The 16,777-nt window shown below is 71.1% G+C and carries 12 protein-coding genes and 1 pseudogene; 8 read left to right on the top strand and 5 right to left on the bottom strand.

The window, feature by feature from the left end:
* Positions 1-326 precede the first annotated feature (326 nt).
* Positions 327-1,169, top strand: a complete 843-nt coding sequence (locus tag ACH47Z_RS45970; protein ID WP_399086253.1) for a phosphotransferase — start codon at positions 327-329, stop codon at positions 1,167-1,169.
* Positions 1,170-1,287: 118 nt separating this feature from the next.
* On the opposite strand, the gene ACH47Z_RS45965 is transcribed toward ACH47Z_RS45970, so the two are convergent.
* Positions 1,288-3,447, bottom strand: coding sequence for a ricin-type beta-trefoil lectin domain protein (locus ACH47Z_RS45965; RefSeq protein WP_399086250.1), 2,160 nt, complete (start codon positions 3,445-3,447; stop codon positions 1,288-1,290).
* Positions 3,448-3,748: 301 nt separating this feature from the next.
* On the opposite strand from ACH47Z_RS45965, the gene ACH47Z_RS45960 reads away from it, so the two are divergent.
* From ACH47Z_RS45960 to ACH47Z_RS45940, 5 genes are all read left to right on the top strand, one after another.
* Complete coding sequence (locus ACH47Z_RS45960) at positions 3,749-4,783, top strand: LacI family DNA-binding transcriptional regulator (protein ID WP_399086247.1); 1,035 nt, start codon at positions 3,749-3,751, stop codon at positions 4,781-4,783.
* A gap of 85 nt (positions 4,784-4,868) precedes the next feature.
* Positions 4,869-6,728, top strand: coding sequence for a glycoside hydrolase family 2 protein (locus tag ACH47Z_RS45955; RefSeq protein ID WP_399086256.1), 1,860 nt, complete (start codon positions 4,869-4,871; stop codon positions 6,726-6,728).
* 76 nt (positions 6,729-6,804) lie between these two features.
* Entirely contained in the window at positions 6,805-8,079 is a 1,275-nt protein-coding gene (locus ACH47Z_RS45950) for an ABC transporter substrate-binding protein (protein WP_399086244.1), read from the top strand.
* A 78-nt stretch (positions 8,080-8,157) separates the two neighbouring features.
* A complete protein-coding gene (locus tag ACH47Z_RS45945; protein WP_399086241.1) occupies positions 8,158-9,030 on the top strand; it encodes a carbohydrate ABC transporter permease in 873 nt (290 codons plus the stop codon).
* The gene (locus tag ACH47Z_RS45940; RefSeq protein WP_399086238.1) at positions 9,027-9,917 is read left to right on the top strand and encodes a carbohydrate ABC transporter permease; all 891 of its coding nucleotides are present in this window, start codon (positions 9,027-9,029) and stop codon (positions 9,915-9,917) included. Before ACH47Z_RS45945 ends, ACH47Z_RS45940 begins: the two co-directional genes overlap by 4 nt.
* A gap of 17 nt (positions 9,918-9,934) precedes the next feature.
* On the opposite strand, the gene ACH47Z_RS45935 is transcribed toward ACH47Z_RS45940, so the two are convergent.
* Genes ACH47Z_RS45935 through ACH47Z_RS45920 form a run of 4 tightly spaced genes read right to left on the bottom strand, consistent with a single transcriptional unit; the run spans position 9,935 to position 15,267 of the window.
* On the bottom strand, positions 9,935-11,122 hold the full coding sequence (locus tag ACH47Z_RS45935) for a VWA-like domain-containing protein (protein ID WP_399086235.1): 1,188 nt from the start codon (positions 11,120-11,122) through the stop codon (positions 9,935-9,937).
* 10 nt (positions 11,123-11,132) lie between these two features.
* A complete protein-coding gene (locus ACH47Z_RS45930) occupies positions 11,133-12,347 on the bottom strand; it encodes an AAA family ATPase (RefSeq protein WP_399086232.1) in 1,215 nt (404 codons plus the stop codon).
* Complete coding sequence (locus ACH47Z_RS45925) at positions 12,344-14,137, bottom strand: ankyrin repeat domain-containing protein (RefSeq protein WP_399086229.1); 1,794 nt, start codon at positions 14,135-14,137, stop codon at positions 12,344-12,346. Before ACH47Z_RS45925 ends, ACH47Z_RS45930 begins: the two co-directional genes overlap by 4 nt.
* Entirely contained in the window at positions 14,134-15,267 is a 1,134-nt protein-coding gene (locus ACH47Z_RS45920; protein WP_399086226.1) for a gala protein, read from the bottom strand. Before ACH47Z_RS45920 ends, ACH47Z_RS45925 begins: the two co-directional genes overlap by 4 nt.
* Positions 15,268-15,601: 334 nt before the next feature.
* Between ACH47Z_RS45920 and ACH47Z_RS45915 the strand changes: the two are divergent.
* Positions 15,602-15,982, top strand: a pseudogene (locus ACH47Z_RS45915) (pyridoxal-5'-phosphate-dependent protein subunit beta); the annotation flags it as partial.
* Positions 15,983-16,411: 429 nt separating this feature from the next.
* Positions 16,412-16,687 carry a hypothetical protein gene (locus ACH47Z_RS45910; RefSeq protein WP_399086223.1) on the top strand — a complete coding sequence of 92 codons (276 nt, stop codon included), beginning with the start codon at positions 16,412-16,414 and terminating at the stop codon, positions 16,685-16,687.
* Positions 16,688-16,777 lie beyond the last annotated feature (90 nt).

Here is a 16,777-nt window from a genome sequence, read left to right as displayed (position 1 = left end):
CCGAGGAACGGGCCCGGCGAGAGCAAGTCCGGCTCGCAGCCGCCGATCCGATCGAGGCCGGAGCCGGCGACCGGGAGGTGGCCCGACGGTTCAGGGTGACCCGGATGCCGGAGAACCGCCGGCGGCAGGCGTTGGCCTCAGGAGGTCGGCAGGCCCTGGCCGCCAAGGCCCCCGGCCGCCTCCGACGGGCCCGACCAGCGCTGGACGCTGTAAGTCAGCACGGCCCGTGCAGGTCCCTGTTTGGGTGCCGAATGATGTTCGCGAAGACATCGGGGGCGTCGCTGTTGTCCCCAGACGTGTGTGTACTCACCAATGAGGGAGGCAGTATGGAGCCATGGGAACTCCGCCGCGCAGTCGAGGCAGGACGGGCGATCGCTTCGGAGCTGGGCCTTCAGGTCGACGATGTGGTCGTCATCCACAACTCGGACCGCGTCGCGCTGCGCCTGGTCCCCTGCGAGGTTCTGGCTCGGGTCGCGCCTTCGGGGCATCTGGCTGATTCCGAGTTCGAAGTAGAGGTTGCCCGCCGTCTTGCCGACGTCGACGCTCCGGTGGCTGAGCTCGATCCTCGGGTCGACCCCCGAGTCCATGTGCGGGACGGCTTCGCCATCTCGCTCTGGACCTACTACGAACCTGTGGGATCGGAGATCGCGTCGGACGACTACGCAGACGTGCTCCTGCGGCACCATGCCGCGCTGCGCCAGATCGATCTGGATGCACCCCAGTTCACCGATCGAGTCGCCGGGGCGCTCAGAGAGGTGAACGACCGGGAGCACTCCCCCGAGCTGTCGGTTTCCGACCGGGAACTCCTCAGCGACACACTCGGTGGACTGAGTGCCGCGATCAGCTCCGAGACAGCCGGCGACCAGCTGTTGCACGGCGAGCCGCATCCGGGCAACCTCCTCAACACGAGGAGAGGGCCGCTTTTCGTGGACCTCGCCACGTGCTGCCGTGGGCCGGTCGAGTTCGACCTCGCCCATACGCCCGAAGAAGTGGGAAAGCACTATGCGGGGGCCGACCACAGCCTGATTCAACGGTGCCGCGCCCTGAACTGGGCGATGTTCTCGGCCTGGCGCTGGCGCCGAGTCGACCAAATGCCCGACCGGGAGCACTGGAGAGTGGAGGGGCTCAACCAGGTTCGTGCTGCACTCGATCGCTGCGGACTGGGCTGAACTCGGGACAGAGGGGCTGCTGGGTCCCGATCCGCTGCACCATGTGCGGCATGGTCATTGCAGCGCAGGGGCGGGCGTGGTGCGGGGCCCGCCCCCGCGTTCATCGGGGCCGGCGTGCTCAGGGCAGGTGCCACACCTGGGTGGACAGCCCGTTGCAGTCGTAGATCTGCAGCTGTGTTCCGTTCGCCGTGTTGCCCTGGGGGTCGTCCAGGCAACGTCCTGACTGGGGGTTGTAGAGGCTGCTGTCGGCTCGGGGGACCCACTGTTGGCCGCCCACGCCGTTGCAGTCGTAGAGCTGGACCTTGCTGAAGTCGGCCGTGGCGTTCTTGTCGATGTCGAGGCACTTGCCGAAGGCGCGCAGGGTGCCGTCGGCGGCGGCCGTCCACCGCTGTCCGGGGACCTGGTTGCAGTCCCAGAGCTGGGCCGCGTTCTGGTTGGTGTTCGTGTTGGTGTTGACGTCGAGGCACTTGCCGGTGGTGCCGGGGCCCGTGACGGCGCCCGCCGTGCGGACGGTGATGTTGCGCCAGGACGCGGTGGTGTCGTAGTCGCGGACTCCGACCGAGCCGTGGGAGAAGGTGCAGTCGTTCAGGCTGAGGTAGGCGGGGTTGCTCCAGGAGCCGGACGGCACTCCCTGGACGGAGATGACGCAGCCGGTGACCTGGACGGTCAGGTGGTACCAGGTGCCGGCGGACAGACCGCCGGGTACCGGCGTGCTGCCCAACTGGGTCCAGCCGTGGTTCTCGCGTCCGATCACGAGGTCGGAGCCGGTGACGCCCACGTAGTAGCCGTCGACGTTGTCCGTGCCGGTGGTCGGGTCGGTGGCGCGGACCAGGAAGCCGGCGTTGCCGTTGCCGCTTGTGTCGCCGAGGCGGACGTCGCCCTGGAGGGTGTAGTGGGTCCAGCCGGTGGAGCCGGTGACGGCCTTGTTGCCGCCGGTGCCCCCCGCGGACTCGGTGTAGGTGCCGCCGGAAGCCGACCAGCTGCCGCCGTACTGCGTCCAGCCACCGTCGTTGGAGGAGAAGTCGGCGGTGTACGGCAGGACGCCGGCGTTGCCCGAGCCGGTGAGCTCCTCGCAGTTGTACGGACCGGCGGCGCCCGCCGCGCTGTAGCGCACGCGCGTACCGTCGGCCGAGGGCAGCAGGTCAGGGCTGTAGTTGGTGCCGCAACCGGACGGGGCTCCACTGGTGGGCACCGCGATGGGGGAGGGCATCCAGGACCAGGACCCGCTGCCGCCGGCGGTGTTGAGGAGGACCACCTGCTGGTTCTCGGGGGCCCCGCCGGCCAGGCGTGACTCGGTGTGGCCGGTGAGCATGAGCTCGCCCTGGGAGCCGCCGGCCGGGCTCCAGGCGATGACGGGGGTGCCGTAGAGCTCCCGGCCGTCGTCGGTCTTCGGGACGGTGCCCAGGTCGGAGGGGCCGCTGCCCCAGATGTCGCCGTCGGAGGACGTCTTGGTGTGCACGAGGCAGTTCTGCGGACCGCACACCTCGTAACTGGCCACGTAGGTTCCGGTGGACGGTGTTCGGGCCACGGTGATCATGCCGGGCCGGTCGGCCTGTGTGGTGCTGGCGACGTCCTTGACCTCGCCGGGAGCCACACGCGTGCTGCCGTCGGGGTTGGCGCTCCAGGTGTCGCCGCCGTCGGTGGAGACGATGTGCCCGAGGAACTGGCTGTAGGTGGTGTTCTGGCGCTCGTCGGAGAAGTACATGAGCATCCTGCCCGCGGAGTCCAGGGCGATGAAGGGTTCCCAGATTCCGCTGCCGTCGGCTCCGTGTGCGGTCTGCGGGGCCCCCACGTAGGTCCATGTGGTGCCGTGGTCGGTGCTGCGCCACTCGCGGAACGTCACCCCGGACCGGTCGGCGGGCAGTGTGGCGCCGACCAGCAGCAGGGTTCCGGCCGGGTAGGCCCCGAGAGTCCGCGGATACTCGAAGAGGAAGGGCTGGTAGGAGAAGGTGTCGCCGGGGACCGTCGACAGGGTGGACCACGATGCACCGTCGTCGGTGCTGCGGCGGATCACATACGAGCTGGAGCCGCCGTCGGTGCTCCAGTGCTCGAAGCTCGCGAGCAGCGTTCCGTCGGCCGATCCGCTGTACTGCAGGCGGATCATGCGGGTGTAGGCCATGCCCTCCGTACTGGAGGCGGGGCGGTACAGGACGTTGCCCGGGGTGTTGGCGAAGGCGCTGGTCGGCAGGGCGAGCAGACAGAGAAGGACCGAGGCGAGCAGGCTGAGCAGGAGGCGCGCTCGCCGTCTGCGACGATCGTGCGGTGGCGACGTGGCCATGGCGGCTCCTCGTGCGGTGGCGGGTGGGGACGCGGCCCGTTCGTGCGGAGACGGCGGGTGCGGCGGGCACCGTTTGCAACGATGGCAAAGCCCGCAGTCGGGGAGTATGGAGCCACGGAGCGGCCCTTCGCAATGCTTCGGCGGCAGGCTTTTGCATCGATGCAATCGCCTAGACTGTATGCACCGCGTACGGCACCGTCCGTGTCGTGAACCGTCGTGGCGACACCGCGGTACCGGCACAGCGGTATCCGTGTCGCGACATCCCCGCCGCACACCGCCCGGCCAGAGAGGTCAACACGTCATGACGGCCCCCACGCTCCGAGACGTCGCCGAGCGTGCCGGCGTCTCGATCCGCACGGTGTCCAATGTGGTCAACGGCTACGCCCGGGTGACCGACGCCACCAAGGTGCGGGTCCAGGCGGCGATCGACGAGCTCGGATACCGCCCCAACCTGATGGCCCGCAACCTGAAACAGGGACGTACGCGCATCATCGCGCTGGTGGTGCCGGCACTCGACGTGCCCTACTTCGCCGAACTCGTGCGCCTGATCATCGGCGAGGCGCGCGCCCGCGGATACGCCGTCCTCATCGACCAGACCGACGGCGACGTCGAACGGGAGCGGGAACTGATCATGGAGGCGTCGCGCGCGGTCAGTTTCGACGGCGTGATCGCCAGCCCGCTCGCCCTGACCGCCGCCGATCTCGAATCCCGGCACGACTCGGCGCCCATCCTCCTGCTCGGTGAGAAGATCTTCGACTCCAGCGCCGACCACGTCGCCATCGACAACGTCACCGCCGCACGGGAGATGACAGCCCATCTCATCGGCCTGGGGCGCCGGCGCATCGCCGCCATCGGCGTCCACCAGGACCCCACGGACGGCACCGCCGTCCTGCGCACCCGCGGCTACCGGGAGGCGTTCGCGCAGGCCGGCCTCACTGTGGACGAGTCGCTCATGGTGCCCACGCCGCACTACGAACGCCGGCACGGAGCCGCGGCGATGGCGCAGCTCCTGGACCATCCCGACCCGCCGGACGCGGTGTTCTGCTTCAGCGATCTGCTGGCCCTGGGCGCCATGCGCGTGGCCCTCTCCCGAGGCCTACGCATCCCCGAGGACCTGGCACTCGCCGGTTTCGACGACATCGAGGACGGCCGCTACAGCACCCCCACCCTGACCACCATCGCCCCCGACAAGCACCAGTTGGCGCGCGCGGCGGTGGAGCGGATCCTGGCCAGGATCGAGTCCGCCGCGTACGACGCGCCCGTGGAGATCGCGGCTTCCCATCACCTGGTGGTCAGGGAGAGCACGGTCGGCGGGGGAGGCGGCCGACCCGTGTGATCTCGATGCCGTTTCGTTATGAACGGCGGATTGCATCGTTGCAAAAGGTCGTCTGATACTCCGTGGCGTGAACGATTTTGCATCGATGCAAAGCGGCGGCTCCCCGGAGGGACACGGTCCCGGCGGCGGTCCCGCCGCGGCCGCCCCCGCGGTCCCGCCCCGGCCGGAATACCCCCGACCGCAGTTCGTGCGCCGGGACTGGCTTTGCCTCAACGGCACCTGGCAGTTCGAGATCGACCAGGCCGACACCGGTCTGGAGCGCGACCTGCTGCACCGGGAACTCGCCTCCGCCATCACCGTCCCCTTCGCGCCCGAGGCCCCACTGTCGGGCATCGGCTGCCAGGACTTCCTGGAGGCCGTCTGGTACCGCCGCACGCTTCCGGTCCCGCACGAGTGGGCCGGGCAGCGCATCCTGCTGCACTTCCAGGCCGTCGACCACGACACCACGGTGTGGATCGACGGGCACGAGGTGGGCCGCCACCGGGGCGGCTTCAGCGGCTTCACCCTCGACATCACCGAGTTCGCCGCCCCGGGCACCGCGCCGGACCTCGTGGTGCGGGCGCGGGACAGCCGAGCCGGCGTCCAGGCCCGTGGCAAGCAGTCCACCCGATACGACACCTACGAGGCGTTCTACCCGCGGACCACGGGCATCTGGCAGTCCGTCTGGCTGGAACCCGTCCCCCGGGTCCACTTGCTCCGGCCGCGCATCACCCCGGACACGGCCGGCGGCCGGTTCCTTCTCGACCTCCCGGTCTCCGCCAACGCCCCCGGCCACCACTGCCGCGTCGTCCTCGCCGACGACGACGGAACGATCACCGAGGCGACGGCTCCGCTCGATGCGGACCGTACGGCACACCTCGTGCTGGACATCCCCGCCGAACGGCGCCGGCTGTGGCAGCCGGGCGACCCGCACCTGTACACACTCACCCTCGAAGTTCGCACCGCCGAGGGCGAACCGGTCGACTCGGTCGCGAGCTACGCGGGCCTGCGGTCCGTGACGATCGACGGCCACGCCGTCCTGCTCAACGGACGGCGCGTCTTCCAGCGTCTCGTCCTGGACCAGGGCTGGTACCCCGACGGCCTGATGACGGCGCCGGACGACGAGTCCCTCGTACGCGACATCGAACTGTCGATGGCCGCCGGCTTCAACGGCGCACGCCTGCACCAGAAGGTCTTCGAGGAGAGGTTCCTCCACCACGCCGACCGTCTCGGCTACCTCGTGTGGGGCGAGTTCGGCGACTGGGGCGCCAGGGCCGGAGCGCGGCCCGAACGCCAGGCCCCGACCGCCTCGTTCATCACCCAGTGGCTCGAAGTCCTCCAGCGGGACTACTCGCACCCCTCGATCATCGGCTGGTGCCCCCTCAACGAGACCTTCCAGAAGATCACCGACCGCGTCACCGTGCTCGACGACGTCACCCGGGGCATGTTCCTCGCCACCAAGGCCACCGACCGGACCCGGCCGGTGATCGACAGCTCGGGATACTCCCACCGCGTGCCCGAGACCGACGTCTACGACTCCCACAACTACGAGCAGGACCCCGAGCGCTTCGCCCGGGACATGGCGGGCCTCGCCGACGGCAGGCCGTTCGTGAACGCGGCACCGGACGGCAGCGCCTGGTCCCTGCCGTACGCCGGACAGCCCTACTTCTGCAGCGAGTTCGGCGGTATCCACTGGCCGACCGACCAGGCCGGGCTGCCCGACACCGGCTCCTGGGGCTACGGCACCACGCCCCGGAGCGAGGAGGCCTGGTACGAACGTTTCGCCGGCCTGGTGGGCGCCCTGATCGACGACCCCCTGATGTTCGGTTACTGCTTCACGCAGCTCACCGACGTCTTCCAGGAACAGAACGGCGTCTACCGGTTCGACCGGACCGAGAAGCTCGACGTCGCACGCATCCGGAAGATCCAGACCCGGACCGCCGCCTACGAACTCGACCAGCCCTGACGGGCGACAGCGCATGCGGGCCCCTGCGCCGAAGCGACTCCCCCGCCCGCCCCACCCACCGTCCAAGGAGCCCGCATTGAGAACCCGTCTTCGCCGGCTGGCCACAGTGGCGGCCGCCTCGGCCTTCGCCCTCGTCCTGGCCGCCTGCTCGTCCTCCTCCTCCGGCACCACCGCCGACGGGAAGACCATCCTCACCGTGGTCGGGTTCGAGGGAGGCGGCAACGAGATCGCCGACATCCCGGCCATCAACGCGTCCTTCGAGAAGGCCCACCCCGACATAAAGGTCGACTACAAGTACGTCGCCAACACGGAGTACGACGCCTACAACAACACCCGGCTCGCCGCGGGAACCGCCGCGGACGTCCTCATGGTCAACAAGAGCCGCATGATCACCTGGCAGCAGCAGGGCTTCCTCGCCGACCTCAGCGACCAGCCCTGGGTCAAGCGGATGCTGCCCAACCTGGCCCCGTACACACAGGTCGACGGCAAGACGTACGACTTCGTCCAGCAGAACATCCCGATCGGCCTGTACGCCAACCTGGACCTGCTGAAGAAGGCAGGCATCACACAGGTGCCGCAGACCTGGCCCGAACTGATCAGCGACCTGAACACGCTGAAGGCGAAGCACATCGGCGGCCTGGAGATCCCCAACCTCAAGGGCTGGGACGCCGAGCAGGTCTCACTCGCCCTGGCCGCCAACCTCATCGACCCGTCCTGGGGCAGCGGCTACGACAAGGGCACCTCCACCTGGGCCGCGAGCTGGAGCCCGGTGATCGACCACCTCAAGCAGCTGCTGACCAGCGGCCTCGTCGACGGCAAGACCATGAACGGCCTGGACCCGTTCAGCCAGGGCGTCTCGCAGTTCACCGCGGGCAAGTGGGCCTTCTACGTCGACGGCGCCTGGGACCTGAGCCACTACCAGCAGAGCGCCACGTTCGAGTTCACGCTCAACCCCTTCCCCGGCGGCCCGGCGGGCAGCAAGCCCAAGACCTTCACCTTCATCGGCTCGGGCTGGTCGGTCAACGGTGCCTCCTCGCACAAGAGCGCGGCCGAGAGTTACGTCGACTTCATGGCGCAGCCGCAGCAGGACAGCGCCTACCTGAAGGCCGAGAGCTGCTTCACGACGCTGACCGACGTGCCGAGCCCCAAGGTCACCCAGTCCGCCCCGGTCGCCGCGGCCTTCGCCGCCGGCAACACCAGCCCCTCCCAGGTCGAGGTGCCCAACTACCCGAACTCCGAGGACAAGTTCACCGCTCAGCTCAACGCGCTCTTCAACAACCCGTCCATGGACACCGGCGCGCTGCTGAAGCAACTCGACAAGGACATTCCGAAGACCCCGTCGAAGAAGTAGTCACCCCAGCCGTCCCAGAACCAGTGCGGGGCCTGCCGTGCGACAGGCCCCGCGGTCCGCGCCCCCGATGAGGTCGCCGTGAGACTCACCACCCGATCCGCCGCGCTGCTCATGCTTCCGGCCACCGCCCTGTACGCCCTCTTCGTCATCTATCCCACCATCAGGTCCGTTCTGCTCAGCCTCACCGACGCCCACGGCGTCATCGGCGGATCGTTCGTCGGCCTCGACAACTACCGCGAGGCCCTCCAGGACCCGCAGGTGCTCGCCGCGCTCAAGAACACCCTCGTCTACACGGTCGTGGTGGTCGTCGTACAGAACGCGCTCGGTCTGGGCATCGCCTACTGGCTCTACAACTCACCCGCCGTCCGCACCATCGCCCGCACCGGGCTGCTCATGCCCGCGATGATGGCCCTGGTCGCCGTCTCCTACCTGTGGTCGTTCCTCTACTCACCCGTCGGCGGCCCGCTCGACGCCATCATGGACTCTCTCGGCCTGCACGGTCTGGAGACCTCCTGGCTCGGCGACACCCACACCGCCCTGATGGCGATCGCCGTGTCCTACATGTGGATGTACCTCGGCTACACCGCCACCATCTACCTCTCCAACTACCTCTCCATCCCCGCCGATCTGATGGAGGCGGCATCCCTGGACGGTGCCCGCGGATGGACCCGCTTCCGCCGCGTCGACTGGCCGCTGCTCGCCCCGTCCCTGACCGTGAACATGACCCTGTCGACGATCGGTTCACTGCGCGTGTTCGACCTGCCCTTCATCATGACCGACGGCGGCCCCGCCAACTCGACCCAGACCCTGAGCTACGTCATCTTCGAGGACAGCTTCAAGGACTTCCGCTTCGCCTACGGCACCGCGGTGGCCGTCCTCCTGCTCGTCATCACCGTCATCGTCGGCGTGCTCCTCACCACCGTCCTGCGCCGCCGGGAGGTCGCCGCATGACCCTCACCGCCCCCAGCACCACGAGAGCCGTCAGCCCCGCCCCGGCGGACACCGCCCCGCTGCGCCGGCGCAGGCTGCGCAGTGCCGCCTCACACGTCGGCCTGCTCCTGGTCACCCTGGTCGTCGTCGCCCCGATCCTGCTCATGGTGAAGGTCTCGCTGCAGTCCGACGCCGACGTCGCCGCCCACCCGCTGTCCTGGCCCAGCCACTGGAACCTGCACAACTACGTGGCCGCGGTGCAGGCCATGAACTACGGGCGCAGCCTCTACAACACCGTCCTGATCACCGGCGGCGCCGCCGTCCTGGTCATCCTGACCGGGTCACTCGCCGCCTGGCCGATGGCGCGCATCTCCCGCCGCTGGACCAAGACGGTCTACCAGCTCTTCGTGGCCGGCCTCACGGTCCCCGTGTTCGTCATGATCACTCCGCTGTACATGTTCATGCGGGACCTCAAACTGCTGGACTCCTACGCCTCGGTGATCCTCGCGGAGGCCGCGATCAGCCTTCCCTTCGCCGTGCTCTTCTTCACCAGCTTCCTGAGATCCGTACCCGTCGAACTCGAGGAGGCCGCAGCCCTCGACGGTGCGGGGCCGCTGCGCACGTACTGGCACGTCATCCTGCCCGTCCTGCGCCCGGCCACCGCGACCCTCGTCATCACCCTCACCCTGGCCATCTGGAACGACCTGGTCATTCCCCTGGTCCTGCTGACCTCCGACAGCAAGCAGACGATGACGCTGGACGTGTACTCCACGATCGGCACCCACGCCTACAGCACGTCCCAGCTCCTGCCCACGGTCGTCCTGGGCACCGTCCCGCTGCTCGTCGTCTTCCTCGTGCTGCAACGGCACATCGTCGCCGGCATCACCGCCGGGGTCAGCAAGGGGTGACAGTGCACCGGCCGGTGTCAGGCGGGAATCCGTACCGTCTCCACCCACGCCGGGGGCTGGGATGTCGAGGAGCCGATCAGGGCCGCGATGATGCGGCAGGGTGGGGGCTCGTCGGGCCAGGGGGTGAGTCCGTCGGTGAGGACGACGACGATGCTCGGGCGGTCCCGCGTCGCGAGGGCGGCTTCGATGCCGACGCGCATGTCCGTGCCGCCACCGCCGCCCAGGGTGATCTGTTCGGTGGCCGTCACACGGGACACTGCGTGCACGTCGGCGTCGCAGGCGAGCACGGTCACGCGATTGCCCCGGATACCCACTTCACGCAGGACACCCGTCACCTCCGCGAGGGCGGCGGCCAGTTCGGCGTCGCCCATCGAACCGGAGGTGTCGATGACGACGGCCACCCGGGGCAGCGGGCGGCGCAGGCTCGGCAGGACGACGCCGCGCAGGGCCGGGGTGCGGCGCGAGGGGCGGCGGTAGGTGTAGTCGACGGCTCCACCGGCCCATGCGGCGGCTTCCCGGACCGCGCCGGACAGGGCCCGCCGCCAGTCCACCGTGGGTTCCAGGACCTCCTCGGCCCAGCGCTGCCAGCCGGCGGGCAGGGAGCCGCGGGTGCGCTGATGGGCGCGCATCGCCTCGGCGGTCTGCCGCCGCAGGGCCTGCGCCTCGACCTCGCCGAGCCCGCCGGGGCCCGCGGAGTCGGGGAGTTCCCAGGGCGCGGGCCGGCCGTGGGCGCCCGAGCCGCAGTCCGGCGCCCGCACATGGGGCGGCAGCTGATCGACGTACACCTCGAACAACTGGCCCTCGGGGAGGCCGAAGAGGCGGGGTTCCATGCGCCCCTCGGGCAGCCGCAGGCCGTCGGCGAGGAGGTCGTCGTTGATCTCGCAGTCCTGCGCGACGTTGACGCGGTGCCAGTCACGCTGGGCGGCGGCCGGGAGCCGGTCCGCCCGGCCGTGGTGGTCACGCAGCAGGTGCGCCGCCTCGTGCACCCAGACGCCCGCGAGCTCGGCCACCGGCGTCGCGTCGACGAAGGCGGGGGACACATAGCAGCGCCAGTGCCGGTCCACCCCCATCGTCGGGACCTGTGTGCTCGCAACGACGGTCAGGGCGTACAGCGCCGACGCCAGATACGGCCGGTCGCTCGCCGCCCGGTAACGGGCGGCCAGCAGTTTGGTCATGTCCAGGGAGCGGCGGGAGTCGTTCGTCATCCCGCACGCCTCACCGGCTGCCGCCCGGCAGCGCCCCGGACATCTGCAGCAGGTCCAGGAACCCGTCGATGCCCGGCGGTACGGGCCAGTCGAGGTGCCGCATCGCCGCGAGGTCGGTAGCGGCCCGGGCGGCCACGTCCGGTACGCCCGCGTCCACGGCCTTCGCCAGCACGGCCCAGCCGGCCTCCCAGCGGGGCCGGGTGAGGTCGCTCTGGATGGCGGCGACCACCGCGATGAGGAACGCCAGCTGCCGGTCGCCGCGGTCGGGCAGGGCGAAGGCGTCCGGGTCGGCGAGGACCCGGTCGGGGTCGGGCAGATCGAGGTGTTCGAGGTAGGACAGCAGCTCGATGCCCGCGCCGTCCCCGACGGCGCCGGTGAGCGCGGCGGCCAGCGCCTCGCGGCCGGCTCCGGCCGCGTACCCGGTGGCGAGCAGCTTGAGGGCCATCTCCCAGGTCCGCGGGGACGGCCAGGACCGGCCCCGGCTCTCGGCGTCGCCGGGGATGTGGTGGACCAGGCCGGGCCGGGCCGTGAGGAAGCCGGAGATCGCGCCACGGGCCCGTGCGACCGCACCGGGCACCCTGGCGGCCTCGACGACGGGCACGGCCACCTCCGGCCAGGTGCCGGCCATACCGCGGGCGACGGTCCGGGGGTCGTGGGTCCAGTCGAGGTGGACGAACCGGTTGGCGAGCGGCGGGCTGAGATGCCAGCCGTCCGCCGCGCTGGACGGCGGGTTGGCGGCGGCGACGATACGCACCGCCTCCGGCAGCACCAGGCTGCCGACCCGTCGTTCGAGCACCACCCGCAGCAGCGCCGCCTGCACGGCCGGCGGCGCGGAGGACAGTTCGTCGAAGAAGAGCAGGCCCTGTCCGGCCCGGGCGAGACGAACCGCCCAGTCCGGCGGGGCCATCGGCACACCGGTCACGGCCGGGTCGTCACCGACGATCGGCAGTCCGGCGAAGTCGGACGGCTCGTGCACGCTGGCGATGACCGTCTCCAGCGGCAGGCCGAGCCCGGCGGCGAGCTGCTCCAGCGCGGCCGACTTGCCGATGCCCGGCTCCCCCCACAGCAGCACGGGCTGATTGGCCGTCACGGCGAGGGCGAGCGCCTCCAGCTGCGGGTTCGCGGCAGGCTCGGTCCGTCGCGTACGCAGCCTGCGGTTGAGGTCGTCGGCGGCCGCCAGCGGGCCGAACGGCGCGGCGGGGGCGGCGGTAAGGTCGGTGCTCAAAAGGACAGCTCTTCCTCGTCGTCGGGGTCGTCCGCGTCGTACTCCTCCTGCTGGTCCATGTACTCGTCCCACCACTCGGCGCCGACGCCCGGATGCTCCTCCTCCACCCGCTCCCGGAGGAAGGTCAGGTCGCGCCGCTTGTAGCGACGGACGAGCTGGGCGAGCGACAACTCGGACTCGTCGATCACGTCGAGCCGGGCACCGGCGGCCACGAGCGCTTCCACCAAGGCCTTCGAACCGAGGTCGTTGACCGCCACGAACAGCGGCGTGCGTTCCCGCCGGTCGCGGGCCTCGATGTCCAGCCCCTCCGCCAGCAGCCGCGGCAGCAGCGGCTCGTGGTCGAGGAGGTTCAGTACGTGCAGCAGGGTGCGGCCGGAGGCGTCCCGCACGCGAGGGTCGACACCGGCGTCCAGGAGTTCCAGCACGCCGGGGGTGTCACCGTGCTGGGCGCGCAGGAACAGTTCCCGGCGCCCAGCCCGCAGCGCCTTCGGCAGGCGGCCTGCTCCGGAGGTCCACGTCTGCTCCACGGCGAAGCATCCGGCGACGGCACCGCCGAAGGCGCGCAGGGCGCGTTCGCGCTGCTGTTCCTCGTCGCTGTGCGGCATGCGCAGCAGGCCGCCGGGCCGGAAGGCCACCTCGTGCCACTCCCCGCGGCACCTGACCCGCACGGGTGCGGGAGCCGTCGGCCCCGGCGGGCCGACCGGGCCCTTCGGGTCCTGGAGGGCGGGGAACAGCGCCTCGCGGACGAGCGGATGCAGATGCTCCGCTACGACACCTCCGACGCGCATCAGGTCGAGGTCGGGGAGCCTGCGCCACAGGGCCTCGGCGAGGAAGGGCTCACCCTTGACGTCGTCCCGGTCCACGGCTCGCGCCCGCAGTCCGCCGGCTTCCCTGGGCTCCAGCAGGATGAACGTCCGCCAGTGCGCGCCGATGAGGAAGCGGTCGCCGACGCCCTCGGCCACCTGCCGGCGGACTTCCGGCTCCAGGCGGGTGTGGTCGAGCGCGAGCCCGCTCACGAGCTGCTCCGGGTCCGCTCGGTACCAGCCCTGTTGCCGCGTGGGTGTCAGGTCCACCTCGATGCCGGCGGCGGCGAAGGCGGCCTGTGTCTCGCCCTTCTGGTGCAGCAGCGTGGCCCACTCGGCCCGCGCCGCCGGGTCGCCGTCGCCGGGATCGGCCGTCGGCAGTTCGTCCGTGCCGCGCGAAGTGGCGTCGGCGTGGAAGAACGGCGGCCGGTCCGTGCCGCCGCCGCACCGTTCGCGCAGCTCGGTGGTGTGCCGTGCGTCCCACAGGTGCCGCGCGGACCGCCAGTCCTCGGTGGTCCGCCCGAAGACACCCGCGGCCTGCTCGTCCGCGACCGTCCTGAACCGCAGGGCGATCCGCTGCGGACCGTCGATCATCGCCGGAGTGGTGATGTGCAGGTACGGCGTGGTCCGGCGGCCCTCGTTCGTCGCCTTCGGGCGGTAGCGCGCGAGGACGACCGTCGTATCCGTGGCGAGCGTGGTCCGCCCGCCGAGCACGCGCGGGAGGTGCCAGCGCAGCAGGTCGGGGGCGAAGTGGCGGAGGTCGTCCTCGAGGGCCGCCGCGACGTCGTCGCCGCAGTGGTCGGCGACGTCGGACAGGTCGAAGGTGACGTCGACGTTCGCCGCCGCGCAGGCACCGCGCCAGTCACCGGCCAGACGGCATGCGGTCGCGCGCTCGATCATCCAGCGGGGCACCGCGTACCGGCGTATCCGGCGCCGGCTCGCCGCCTCGTCCGGGGGGAGGCAACGGAGTTCGCCACGAGAGCTCAACGGTAGACACTCCCTATCGCGCGCAGGTCGGGGTGCGCCCTGCCGACGGGCCGCAGCCGCAGACTGAAGGACCGCTTCACCTTGCGGGGCAGGCCGGGGCCCAGACCGACGTACTCCAGGGGCGAGTTGTCGGGCACCGCCGCCAGCAGTGTCTTGGCGCCCCGGCCGGTCAGGCCGGTGTGGCACAGCTCCAGTCGGCGCAGCGGGCTGCCGGGCAGGGCGGCGGCCAGTGCGTGGGCGCCGTCGTCGCCGGTGGTGTTGGCGGGGGCGCCGAGGCTGCGCTCCGACGGTGGCCGGCCGAGGTCGAGTGCCTCGATCCCGCCGAGCGAGCCGGCGAGGGCCCGGGCGCCGACGGGGCCGATCCCGTTGCCGCCCAGGCCGAGGCGTACCGGCTGGGCGGGGTCGGCCGCGGCGGCGAGGATCGCGGCGCCCTCGTCTCCGAGGTGGTTGGCGGGGAGGTACAGCTCGCGCACACCCGCCTCGCGGATCAGCGCCGCGAGCAGCGGGGCGGCGTCGGCGGTCAGGCCGTTGCCGCCGAGGAAGAGCCGTTCCACCGGGCTGGGCCGACTGGTGAGGGCGTCGTACAGGGCCCGCAGACCGTCGGTGGTCAGACCGGTGTTGACCAGGTCGAGGGTGCGCAGCGTGGTGTTGCGGCGGAGCATCGCGGCGAGCGCGCGGGCGCCGTCGTCGCCCACCGGGTTGCGCTTGAGCCACAGGGCGCGGACGGTGCCGTCCGCCGTGAGCGCGTCGGCGAGCGCGGTGACGCCCTCGAGGCCGATGCGGTTGCAGCCGAGGTAGAGCGTGTGCAGGCCGTGGCCGTCGGCCAGCGCGGCGGCGACCGTGCGGGCTCCCTCGTTCCCGATGGCGTTGGTGCCGAGCAGGACGTGCGCGGCGTGCGCGGAGGCGGCGGCGACGGGCATCAGCCGGGCGGCGCCGGCCGCTCCGAGGCCCTGCTTGCACAGGTCGACACGCCCGTCCGCGCGTACGGTGCCGAGCGGGAAGGCCTCGTCGGCCCCGACCGGCTGCGCGGACCGCAGTCGGTCGAGCAGCGGCTGCAGAGCGGCGGGATCGCTGAGCGGGATGTCCGGGTGCTCGATCGCGGGGCAGCGTACGGGTGTCGGCTGCGTCATCACCACTCCACCGGTCCATCGCCGGTGCCCGGCTCGCCGAGGGCGGCATCGCCCTCCGCCCGCCCAGGACGAACCGACGCCAATCGACTTTCCTCCACGACAAGGGCGGCAAGACTGGTCGGATTCGAACCGACGTCCTCCAGCTTGATGCTTGGGCGCGACGACCTCTGCGCTACAGCCTTGCCGCGGAGATCATAGCGGCTTTCGCCCTTGCGTTCGGACTCAGTTGATCTCGGTCAGGGCACGAACGGCCGCTCACTCCTCCTGCACGCGCTCATGCGTTTGCTCTGTGCATCCATGAGGGTCGGCCTGGATCAACGGACAACGTAGCCGCGTACGCCCGCGCAACGTCGCCCACCACCTCTTCGACGAGGTGCACCGGGTCGCCGCCCACGAGGCGGTCCGGGCCGCCCGGCGCCTGGCCCGCGACCGCTACGCGACCGGCGGCCGGAGTGTCGGCGCCGTCGCCGTGGTCGCCCGCCGGCTCGCCCGCACCCTGCCCGCCGGGAAACGCGTCGTCGCCGTCTTCCCGAACGGCCCACAGCGGTACGTCGGCACGGTCTACGACGACACCTACTGCCGTACCCACGGCCGGCTGGACCGCACGCCCGCCGACGACCCCGACGAGATCGCCCACCCCGGCGAGCGCACCGTCACCCGCTGGACCCGCTGCACCCACGTCGGCACGACGCAGCCGAAGGGAGCCGCCCGATGAGGCACCTGCGGCGGCTGACCCGCCCCTTACCACTCCCGGCACGGCTGTTGATGGTCAATCAGTTCGCCATCAGCCTGGCCTTCTACCTGCTCATGCCCTACCTCGCCGCCCACCTCTCGCGCGAACTCGGCCTGGCGGGCTGTCTGCTGCGCACGGTCGGCTTCGGGCTGCTCGGCCGGGTCGACGACCTGCCCGCCCTGATCGCCGCCTCCGCCGCGACCGGTTTCGCGGGCGCCCTGTTCAACACCGCCGTCCGCGCCTACCTGGCCATGGAGGGCGGCGAGCGACGTGTCGTGATCGGCTCCTACGTGCTGACCTTCCAGGTGGCGAACAGCAGGAGGGTGAGCCCGGCGACGACGACCGTGGCGGTCGTGCACACGAGGCGGAAGTCGGCCGCCGGCAGCGCGAGTCCGACGAGCGGACCGAGCGGTGGTCCACCCCTTCGAGACGGAGACCGTCGTCGCCCTGTCCGGCGACCGCCTCGTCGCCACGCACTACGGCCTCTGCAACACCGTCTCCGGCCTGGGCATCACCCTCGGCAACCTGGTCGTCGGCGCGCTGTGGGACCTCGCGCTGCGCCGCGGCGCCCTCTGGCTGACCTGGGCGGCACTGACGGCCACGGGACTGGCGTGCGCCGCCGCCGTGGCCGCCCTGGCACAGAGCGGCCGGCTGACGGTACGGCGGCCCGGGCCGGTCGCGACTTAGAGGTCATCTCATTTGGCGTGTTCGGTAGCCTGTTGGCGTGGGAATCGTTGAGCGGCTGGTGCCGGACGAGTTGTGGGAGTTGTTCCAGCG

This window comes from Streptomyces sp. NPDC020192, from assembly GCF_044388685.1.
In the GTDB taxonomy this organism is placed as follows: Bacteria; Actinomycetota; Actinomycetes; order Streptomycetales; family Streptomycetaceae; genus Streptomyces.
Note: the sequence above shows the minus strand (reverse complement) of the source record. Positions and strands in the feature narration are given on the sequence as shown.

Bases quoted from the DNA above. Each gene is read 5' to 3' on its own strand.
- ACH47Z_RS45965 (WP_399086250.1), bottom strand. From the start codon at position 3,447: ATGGCCACGTCGCCACCGCACGATCGTCGCAGACGGCGAGCGCGCCTC.
- ACH47Z_RS45920 (WP_399086226.1), bottom strand. From the start codon at position 15,267: ATGACGCAGCCGACACCCGTACGCTGCCCCGCGATCGAGCACCCGGAC.
- ACH47Z_RS45940 (WP_399086238.1), top strand. From the start codon at position 9,027: ATGACCCTCACCGCCCCCAGCACCACGAGAGCCGTCAGCCCCGCCCCG.
- ACH47Z_RS45960 (WP_399086247.1), top strand. From the start codon at position 3,749: ATGACGGCCCCCACGCTCCGAGACGTCGCCGAGCGTGCCGGCGTCTCG.
- ACH47Z_RS45955 (WP_399086256.1), top strand. From the start codon at position 4,869: ATGCAAAGCGGCGGCTCCCCGGAGGGACACGGTCCCGGCGGCGGTCCC.
- ACH47Z_RS45970 (WP_399086253.1), top strand. From the start codon at position 327: ATGGAGCCATGGGAACTCCGCCGCGCAGTCGAGGCAGGACGGGCGATC.
- ACH47Z_RS45935 (WP_399086235.1), bottom strand. From the start codon at position 11,122: ATGACGAACGACTCCCGCCGCTCCCTGGACATGACCAAACTGCTGGCC.